The organism is Streptomyces sp. NPDC054841 (genome assembly GCF_053611045.1).
The window spans coordinates 1-8,985 of sequence record NZ_JBSGZO010000354.1 but is presented as its reverse complement, the minus strand read 5'-3'; the positions used below and the strand labels follow the sequence as shown (position 1 = coordinate 8,985).

Here is an 8,985-nt window from a genome sequence, read left to right as displayed (position 1 = left end):
CGCCGGATCCTGCTGACCGGCGCCACCGGCTTCCTCGGCAGCCACCTGCTCCTCGACCTGCTGCGGCACAGCGACGCCCACGTCCACTGCCTGGTCCGCGCAGCCGACGAGGAAGCGGCAGTCGCCAGGCTCGGTGAGGCGCTGCGGAGCTACGAGCTGCCCTGGTCGTCGGAGATCCGCCGCCGGGTGACCGTGCTTGCGGGCGACATCAGGCGCCCGCGCCTCGGCCTGTCCGAGGACCTGTGGAACACGCTCGCGCACGAGTTGGACAGCGTCGTCGGCGTGGCGGCGGCCGTGGACTTCCTGCGCGGCTACCAGTCGCTGCGACAGAGCAATGTCCTCGGTGCGCTGACACTGGCCGAACTGGCGGCGACGGGCCGGCCCAAGCCGCTGCACCACATCTCCTCGATCGCGGTCTTCAACGAGGTCGGCATCACCTCCATGGGCGAGGACGACCCGCTCGCCCACGCCGACCGTCTCATCGCGGGCTACGACCAGACCAAGTGGGCCGCTGAGGTCGCACTGCGACGGGCCCGCGACCACGGCCTGGTGGTCACGGCGATGCGTCCGGGAGGCATCGGCGGCCACACCAGGACGGGCGCCTACAACCCCCAGGACCTCAGCAGCGGCCTCATCTCGGCCTTCGGCCGCTTCCGCACCGTGCCCGCCTTCCGCCACCTCAACGCAGCCCCGGTGGACTGGGTGAGCCGGGTCGCGGTCGGCGTCATCTGCGAACCCGACGCCTGGGGCTACGACTACAACCTGACCGGCGTGCCCAACAGCCTCGACGACGTCGTACGGGACATGGCGCTCGGCGGCATGCACGTGCGCGTACAGGACTGGGACGAGTGGCGCACCGACGTCCTGGCCCGCCTGGAGGCCGACCCGGTGCCCGAACTGGCCTTCCTGACCAGGGTGCTGCAGAGCCCCACCGCCCTCAAACTGTGCGAGGCGACGCTGAAGGGACCGGCGGCCGCCATGGAGCGCACCAACGCGCTCGTCGAGGCACTCGGGCTTCCGCGCGCGGCCCGCTACGACGCCCAGGCGCAGCTCAGGACGTTCGAGCGCCTCACCCGTGACGGCCTCGCCCGGCTGCCGCACAAGGACGACCAGCCGTACCTGTGGTTCTCCGAGACGACCGAGGGCGGCGTGGGCCCGGTCGGCGCAGTCGCCGACACTCCCTGCTCGATGGCGCTCACCCTCTCCATCGCGAGCATGTACCAGCTGGTGAAGGAGCGCCGGGTGGACGTCACGGGCGAGCTGGTGTGCGTGGCGGTGCACCCCGAGCCGCTGGTCGTGGAGCGCGGCGATGTCTGGATCCGCCCCGAGGAGGGGATCCCCGAGCAGCACGGTCTGCGGCACCAACTCCTCCGCTATCGGCTGTGCCTGCGCGACGCCGACGGCGGGCGCTGGTGGCTGGAGGGCCGCAAGTACGCCCGGGCCCGGCGGGACGTGTGGCGGCAGACCCGCGCGCTGACCGTGGAGATCGGCCGCGAGGGCGAACCGGCCGCCCTGGCCGGTGAGGTCGTCGTGCCCGCGGACAGCTACGTACGCGACCAGATCGACGGCATCAAGGTCGACCCGCGCCTGACCGGCCAGGAAAAGCGCGCCGCCAAACTGACCTGGCTCGCCTGGTTCGGCCTGGAGATGGGCCGCGGCCTGCTCGGCCCCTTCGCCCGGGCCGCCGCCGACCTGCTCGACCTGCGCCGCACCCAGACCCCCACGGAGCACAACCGATGATGTTCAAGGCGACCAGCTCCCGGACCAGGCCGGCGATCCGCAAGGTCAGGACCACCACGGCCCTGCGCCCGCTCCGGCACCGCCTCGACGCGGCGGCCGTCGAGGAGATCCCCTTCCGGGCGGGGGACGGCGTCCGGCTCGGCCTGACCCGCATAGACAGCGGCGAGGCGGACCGGCCCGCCGTGCTGCTCCTGCACGGGCACACCGCGTCCGCCGACATGTTCCTGCTGCCGGAGACCCGCAACCTGGTCGACGTCCTGCTCGACGACGGCTACGAGCCGTGGCTGCTCGACTGGCGGGGCAGCTGCCGGCTGCCGTACAACGAGACCGGCCAGAAGTACACGTACGACGACGTCGCGCTGTACGACATCCCCGAGGCCGTCTCCCGCATCCGGCAGCGCATCGGCGACCGGCCGCTGTTCGTGGTGGCCCACTGCATCGGCTCGCTCACGTTGTCGATGAGCATGGCGGCCGGACTGGTGCCGGGCCTCGCGGGCGTGGTGTCTCAGGGCGTGTTCCTGACACCGAAGCTCGCGGGCCGCACCTCGCTGCGGATGACGGTGGCCGGGGAACTGCTGAGGTCCCGGATCGACCACATACCGGTCGACTTCCGCACGGTGGGGCTCTGGTCGAAGTACACCCCGCTGTTCGCGCTGGCCTCCCGGAAGGCGAGCTGCCCGGACCCGACCTGCCAGATCCTGCACAACTCGGCATGGGGCACGGGCGCCTCGCTGTTCGTGCACGAGCACCTGTCCGAGGCCACCCACAACCGGCTCGCGGAGCTGCTCGGCCCCGCGCCGCTGTGGATCCTGCCGCACCTGCGCCGCATCGAACTGGCCCGCAGCGTGATGCGATGGCATGACGCCGACCACCGCTACCGGGCCCTGCCGCCCAACGCGCTGGACGCGGCCGGCCGCATCGACACCCCCGTCCTGCTGCTCGCCGGCAGTGAGAACGGGCTCTGGCTGGACTCGCAGAAGCTCTGCCACGAGGTTCTCGCCCACCGCCGGCCCCAGTTGGACGTGGCCTACACCGAGATTCCCGGCTACGGTCACCTGGACACGTTCCTCGGCAGGGGCGCCGCCCTCGACGTGTTCGGTCACATTCTCGACTTCCTTGGCAGACGACGGTGACGGATTCCCCGGCGGCCGACTACCGTACCCGTCAGTAACCAGACCGCATCCCAGGAGGCGACGACCCATGCCGCAGCTCGAAGTCGACGGCGCAGCACTGACGTACGACGACGAGGGCCCCCGCGACGGTGACGGTGTGCCCCTGGTGTTCGTCCACGGCTGGACGGCGAACCGGCACCGCTGGGACCACCAGATGGCGCACTTCGCCGAGAAGCGGCGGGTGATACGGCTCGACCTGCGCGGTCACGGCGAGAGCAGCGGGGCGGGGGCGCGGACGATCAAGGACCTGGCGACGGACGTCCTGGCCCTCCTCGACCATCTGAAGGTCGAGCGATTCGTCCTCGTCGGCCACTCCATGGGCGGGATGATCTCGCAGACCATCGCCCTCTCCCACCCCGAGCGGGTGGAGCGCATGGTGCTGGTGAACTCGATCAGCCGGATGACCTACAGCCGGGGGCGGGGCCTGCTGATGGCGGCGTCCACGCGGGTGCCGTTCAAGCTGTTCGTCGCCGCCAACATCCAGCGGGCCTTCGCCCCCGGTTACCCGCGCGAGGAGGTCCGGAAGCACATACGGGCCTCCTCGGCCACGCCGCAGGAGGTGGTCATGACGTGCTACGCCGCCATGCGGGCCTTCGACGTCCTCGACCGGGTCGGCGAGATCCGCACACCCACCCTGCTGGTGCACGGCTACCACGACATCCAGCTGCCCGTCTCGCAGATGCTGCGGATGGCGAAGGCCTACCCGGACGCGGTGGTGCGGATCGTGGACGCCGGCCACGAACTCCCGGTGGAGAAGCCGGCAGAACTGACCGCGGCTCTCGACTGGTTCGTGACCGGCCGGCCATGAGGCACTGCGCGGCCGAACGGATCCGTCAGCGCCGCAGTGCCCACTTCTGCACGGACTCCAACGGGCCGTTCGAGAACCGACGCAGCCACAACGTGGAACCCGCCATGAGGACGACGCACACCGCCGCCCACAGCCCCATCACCCACCACGGGCGGGCCGACTCTCCGAACCGGGCCGCGAGGCCGAGTCCGATGCCGTACGAGACCAGCACGCACAGGGCGTTCTGGAGCACGTAGCCGGACAGTGCCATCCGGCCGACGGAGGTGAGACCGGTGGTCAGGGGGCCGGGACGCCGCACCCGGTCCACCACGGCACCGATCAGGCCTATGTAGCCGACCGCCGTCAACGGGGCGGCGCAGTACCGGCTCAGCAGAAAGAGGTCCTGGCCGGCCAGGGCGATCGCCCCGGTGAGCGGCACTCCGAGGCCAAGGCCCCAGCCGAGCATCCGGGCACGGATCCGCCGGCCCTTCTCGTCCGCGCCGAACGCGCCCGCCCGGAACAACCGCACACCGAGCAGGAAGAGGAAGACCAGGAGCCCGAAGGAGAGCACCGGCTCCATGCGCAGCGCGACCGCGTGCTCCAGCCGGAAGGAGACCTGGTCCAGGTAACTGCCGTGCGCGTACAGATCGACGACCTCCCGGGAGACACCGCCTCCGCCCTCGTCGCCCTCCCCCTGGCTCCGGTTGGCAACGACCAGCACCGCCGTGAGCCCGCCCATCAATGCCAGATGCAGCCCGGCCGCCCACCACATGACCCGCCGCCGCGCCTTGTCCGATCGTGTCAGCAGCCAGGCGACGAGCAGTGCGGTGACCGCGTACCCCATCAGCACGTCCCATGCGAAGACGAGGATGAAGTGCACAGTCCCTTCGGCGAACAGGAACAGCGCCCGCCATCGGTAGCGGCCGGGCCAGGGTTGACCGCGCCGGGCGGCGGAGTCGAACTGGATCGCCAGGCCGACGCCGAACAGGATCGTCAGCATCGACAGGAACTTCCCGTCCGCCACCAGCCGGAACAGGCGCTCGGCCGCCCCGGGCCAGGACCCGAAGCCGGCGTCGCCGGTCCCGCTCTGCAGGAGCCCCCACTCGGCGCCCGGACCGGTGAAGATCCACACGTTGGTCATCAGCGTGCCGAGGATCGCGGCCCCGCGCAGTACGTCGAGCAGGGCCAATCGGCCTCCGCCCGCGCCGGCGGAGGAAGTCGTGGTCGGTGTGCTCAGGGTCTCGGTCATGCCTTCATCGTCGACGCGACCCGGACGGTATTCCTCGTAAGAACAGGCGAACTCCCCCTACATCGAAGGATGCACCCCGCGGCTGAAGGGTCCTCCTCGGGTGCAACGGGCGCAGGCACCCGGCGTCCCGTCTGATCCCCCTGCGGCACGGTCCGGCCGCGTTCGCCCGCGGCACGAGCAGTGGCAGTGACCAGCACCCGCTCGCCGGGCGTGCTGTGACGCCGGGCGTCGGAGATCGGACCGGTCGGACAGCCGCCACCGTCGCCCTTTCACATTTTCCCCTACATTGGGGTTTATGTCGGATCCACTCCAGACGGTGCACAGCCGCCGGAGACATGGCAGGAAGATCCCTCGGATGAAGAGCCGTCCGGGGCGCGCTGTCGTCGCCATGACGGCGGTGTCCGCGCTCGCCGGTCTCGCCGCCTGCGGGGCGGTCGGTGAGGCAGGAGACGACGCGGGCGGCAGGGCCTCCGGCAAGGACGGCTTCACGGTCGGACTGCTGCTCCCGGACACGCACACCGCTCGCTGGGCGACCGCCGACAAGCCCCTGATCGTGAAAAGGGTCAAGGAGCTGTGCCCCGACTGCAGGGTGACCCACGCCTACGCCTCGGCGGACGTGGCCACTCAGCAACAGCAGGTCGAATCCATGATCGCGGACGGTGCCAAGGTCCTGATCCTTGATCCCGTCGACGACAAGGCGCTCCGCTCCTCGATCACCAGGGCCCGCGAGGCGAACGTCCCGGTGGTCTCCTACGACCGCCTCGCCGAGGGCCCCATCTCGGGCTACTCCAGCTACGACTCGGAGGAGATCGGCAGGATCCAGGGCCAGGAGCTCCTCAAAGCGATGGGTCCCAAGGCGCGCGACGGCCAGATCGTGATGATGAACGGTGACCCCACGGATCCGAACACGAGAGACCTGATGAAGGGCGCGCTCTCCGTACTCAAGGGCAAGGTGAAGATCGCCAGGTCGTACTACACCGCCGAGTGGATTCCGGAGAACGCGTTCAAGAACATGTCGGCCGCCATCGCCGAGCTGGGCGCGGACAACATCGACGGCGTCCTGGCGGCCAACGACGGGCTCGCGGGTGGCGTGGTCACCGCGCTCAAGGCCGCCGGTATCAAGCCGCTGCCGCCCGTCACCGGTCAGGACGCCGACCTCTCGGCCGTGCGGCGGATCGTCAAGGGCGAGCAGTACGTCACCGTCTACAAGTCCTTCGAGGCAGAGGCCAACGCCGCCGCCGAGATGGCAGTCGCCCTGGGCCGCGGCGAGAAGCTCGACACCATCGCAAAGGACCGTGTCAGCAATGACACCGACAAGGAGATCCCGGCCGTCCTGGGCCCCCTGGTCCCCGTGACCGCCGGCACGGTCGAGGACACGGTCGTCAAGAGCGGCCTTTACACGGTCAGCCAGATCTGCACCCCGACGGTCGAAGCCGCCTGCCGGGAAGCCGGACTCATCGACTAGGCCGCCCGGCGCCGCACCTCCCGCATGTCGTGCGGCATCACCGGCAGGGAGAGACGGGACGGGCAAAGGAGGCGGTTCACGTGCGGAGCACTCCCCTGCTGGCGTTGCGCGGCATCTGCAAACGGTTCGGCGTTGTCTGGGCACTCACGGACGTCGAGCTGGAGATCCACGCCGGCGAGGTCGTCGCCCTGGTGGGCGACAACGGCGCGGGCAAGTCCACCCTCGTCAAGGTGATCACCGGCGTAGGCCCCGCCGACACGGGGGTCATCGAGTGGAACGGCCGTCCCGTCCGGATCTCCCGCCCCCGTGATGCCCAGGGCCTGGGCATCGCCAGCGTCTACCAGGACCTCGCGCTGTGCGAAACCCTCGATGTCGTGGGCAACCTCTTCCTCGGCCATGAGATCGGCAGGACCGGAGTCCTCGACGAGGTGTCCATGGAGCGCCGGGCCCGGGAACTGGACCTGCTGGACACCCTCCCCATACGCATCCCCAGCGTCCGTGTCCCCGTCGCCTCCCTCTCCGCGACCCAGCGCCAGACCGTCGCGATCGCGCGCGCTCTTCTCAGCGAACCGAGGATGCTCATCCTCGACGAGCCCACCGCCGCGCTGGGCGTCCAGCAGACCGCCCACTTCCTCGACCTGATCGATCGGCTGCGGGAGCGCGGGATCGGCGTCCTCCTGGTCAGCCACAACCTCGGTGACGTCAAAGCCGTCGCGGACCAGGTCGCGGTGCTGCACCTCGGTCGCAACAATGGTTTCTTCAGCGTGCCGACCACGTCGCAGGAGCAGATCGTCTCCTCCATCACCGGTGCCACCGACAACGCCGGCGCCCATCGCGAGGCCCGGTCGTGGGAGGGAGCGATGTGAAAAGGACACGAGCATCCGAGAACCTCGGTCGCGCCGGAGCGGGTGGCGATTCGGTCGGCGCCAGGCCCGCAGCCGCCGATCAGCGCCGGTCAGGGGGCGAAGGGGGCTTCAGGAGTTACGTCGGCGAGTTCACCCGCAAGCTGCGCAGCGGCGAACTCGGATCGCTTCCCGGGATCGTGTGTGTCGTTGTGCTCTGGACCATCTTCCAGAGCCTTCACCAACAGTTCCTCTCGCCCCGCAACCTCTCCAACCTCAGCGTGGACATCGTCGGCACGGGCATGATCGCCCTGGGCATCGTCTTCGTGCTGCTGCTCGGCGAGGTGGACCTGTCCGTCGGCTCGGTCAGCGGGCTCACTGCGGCGGTGTTCGCCGTCCTGAACGTGAGCAACGGCCTGCCGGAGTGGCTGGCGATCGCCGCCGCCTTGCTCGTCGGAGCAGCGATCGGAGCCGTTCAGGGGTTCTTCTCGGCCAAGGTCGGCGTACCGTCGTTCGTCGTCACTCTGGCGGGCCTGCTGGCCTGGAACGGCCTCATGCTCTACGTCCTGGGCGCGAGCGGCACCATCAACCTCCCTGAGCAGGGTCTGGTCCATGCGCTGACCAGTTACTACTTCCACGACGCGGGAGTCGCGTACGGGCTGGCGGCGCTCAGCGTGGCCGCGTTCTTCCTCGCGTCCTACCGGGACGCACGCCGCCGAAGGGCCGCCGGCGTGTTGTCCCGGCCACTCAGCGTCATCGCTGTGCGCACGGGTGCGGTGGCACTGGTCGCGTTCGCCGCCGCCTACGTCCTGAACCGGTTCGAGGGTCTGCCGCTCGCCCTTCTGATCTTCCTCGCCTTCGTCGTCGGCCTCGACTTCATCCTTCGCCGCACGTTCTACGGGCGGAAGATCTTCTCCATCGGCGGGGGTGCCGAGGCGGCTCGCCGCGCCGGCATCAACGTGGTGTGGTTGCGGATCTCGGCGTTCATGGTCTCCGGGACACTGGCCGCCGTCGGCGGGCTCTTCCTGGCTTCGCGCGTCGCCGCGGTGGGCCAGACGTCGGGCTCCACCATTCTGCTGATCAACGCCATCGCCGCGGCGGTCATCGGCGGCGTCAGCCTGTTCGGCGGCCGCGGTACGACCTGGTCCGTCCTGCTGGGCATGCTCGTCATCCAGTCGATCGCGTCGGGCATGGTTCTCCTGGGCATCCCGACGCCGATGCAGTCCGTGATCACCGGTGGTGTGCTGCTCGCCGCCGTGGTCCTCGACTCGCTGTCGCGCCTCTCGCAGAAGGCGCACGGCAGGGCTTGACCGCACAGCCGCCAGGCGGCGGGGCGGGCGGCGGGCGCCTGCAGTGGGAAGGCGTGCTCCCTCGCAACGGCATACCGTCGGATCATGAGCGAGATCGTCGTTGTGCACGAGTTGGACGAGACGGTGTCGGCGCCCGGTCCCTCCGCCACCCCGGCAGCCGAGAGCCGGCACGTCCGCCGAGTCCACGCAGCACCCGCCGCTCCCGGAAACCCGGCAGCCCCCGGTCCACGGACCATCTGCGGCAAAGACACGTTCGCCATGGAAGCGACGGACTGGAAGCCTTCCGAGCATCCGGGCTCGAAGTGGTACGGCCCGGCGTACGCAGAGCGCATCTGCGCCGACTGCGACCTCGCGATGGAAACCTGACTGATGCCGCACGCCGGGCCGGTCCACCGACGCGAGCTGTGTGCGGTCCTGGAC

General features: G+C 70.0%; 8 protein-coding genes. 7 read left to right on the top strand and 1 reads right to left on the bottom strand.

Annotated features, from left to right (window positions below; genetic code table 11):
* From ACWGI8_RS32770 to ACWGI8_RS32760, 3 genes are all read left to right on the top strand, one after another.
* Window positions 1-1,740, top strand: a 1,740-nt coding sequence (locus ACWGI8_RS32770; protein WP_453666502.1) for a thioester reductase domain-containing protein, incomplete at its 5' end; no start/stop codon positions are given.
* The gene (locus ACWGI8_RS32765) at window positions 1,737-2,873 is read left to right on the top strand and encodes an alpha/beta hydrolase (protein WP_453666500.1); all 1,137 of its coding nucleotides are present in this window, start codon (window positions 1,737-1,739) and stop codon (window positions 2,871-2,873) included. The genes ACWGI8_RS32770 and ACWGI8_RS32765, both read left to right, overlap by 4 nt.
* A 67-nt stretch (window positions 2,874-2,940) precedes the next feature.
* Entirely contained in the window at window positions 2,941-3,720 is a 780-nt protein-coding gene (locus ACWGI8_RS32760; RefSeq protein ID WP_453666499.1) for an alpha/beta fold hydrolase, read from the top strand.
* 25 nt (window positions 3,721-3,745) lie between these two features.
* On the opposite strand, the gene ACWGI8_RS32755 is transcribed toward ACWGI8_RS32760, so the two are convergent.
* The gene (locus ACWGI8_RS32755) at window positions 3,746-4,948 is read right to left on the bottom strand and encodes a DUF418 domain-containing protein (RefSeq protein ID WP_453666498.1); all 1,203 of its coding nucleotides are present in this window, start codon (window positions 4,946-4,948) and stop codon (window positions 3,746-3,748) included.
* A gap of 355 nt (window positions 4,949-5,303) precedes the next feature.
* Here ACWGI8_RS32755 and ACWGI8_RS32750 point away from each other — a divergent pair, with 355 nt between their 5' ends.
* The 4 genes from ACWGI8_RS32750 to ACWGI8_RS32735 all read left to right on the top strand — a co-directional run bounded on the left by ACWGI8_RS32750 (window position 5,304) and on the right by ACWGI8_RS32735 (window position 8,931).
* Complete coding sequence (locus tag ACWGI8_RS32750) at window positions 5,304-6,413, top strand: sugar ABC transporter substrate-binding protein (protein WP_453666497.1); 1,110 nt, start codon at window positions 5,304-5,306, stop codon at window positions 6,411-6,413.
* An 80-nt stretch (window positions 6,414-6,493) separates the two neighbouring features.
* Complete coding sequence (locus ACWGI8_RS32745; protein ID WP_453666495.1) at window positions 6,494-7,279, top strand: ATP-binding cassette domain-containing protein; 786 nt, start codon at window positions 6,494-6,496, stop codon at window positions 7,277-7,279.
* On the top strand, window positions 7,276-8,565 hold the full coding sequence (locus ACWGI8_RS32740) for a sugar ABC transporter permease (protein ID WP_453666493.1): 1,290 nt from the start codon (window positions 7,276-7,278) through the stop codon (window positions 8,563-8,565). The genes ACWGI8_RS32745 and ACWGI8_RS32740 overlap by 4 nt, the downstream gene beginning before the upstream one ends.
* An 84-nt stretch (window positions 8,566-8,649) precedes the next feature.
* A complete protein-coding gene (locus ACWGI8_RS32735) occupies window positions 8,650-8,931 on the top strand; it encodes a hypothetical protein (protein ID WP_453666492.1) in 282 nt (93 codons plus the stop codon).
* The last annotated feature ends 54 nt before the right edge of the window (window positions 8,932-8,985 follow it).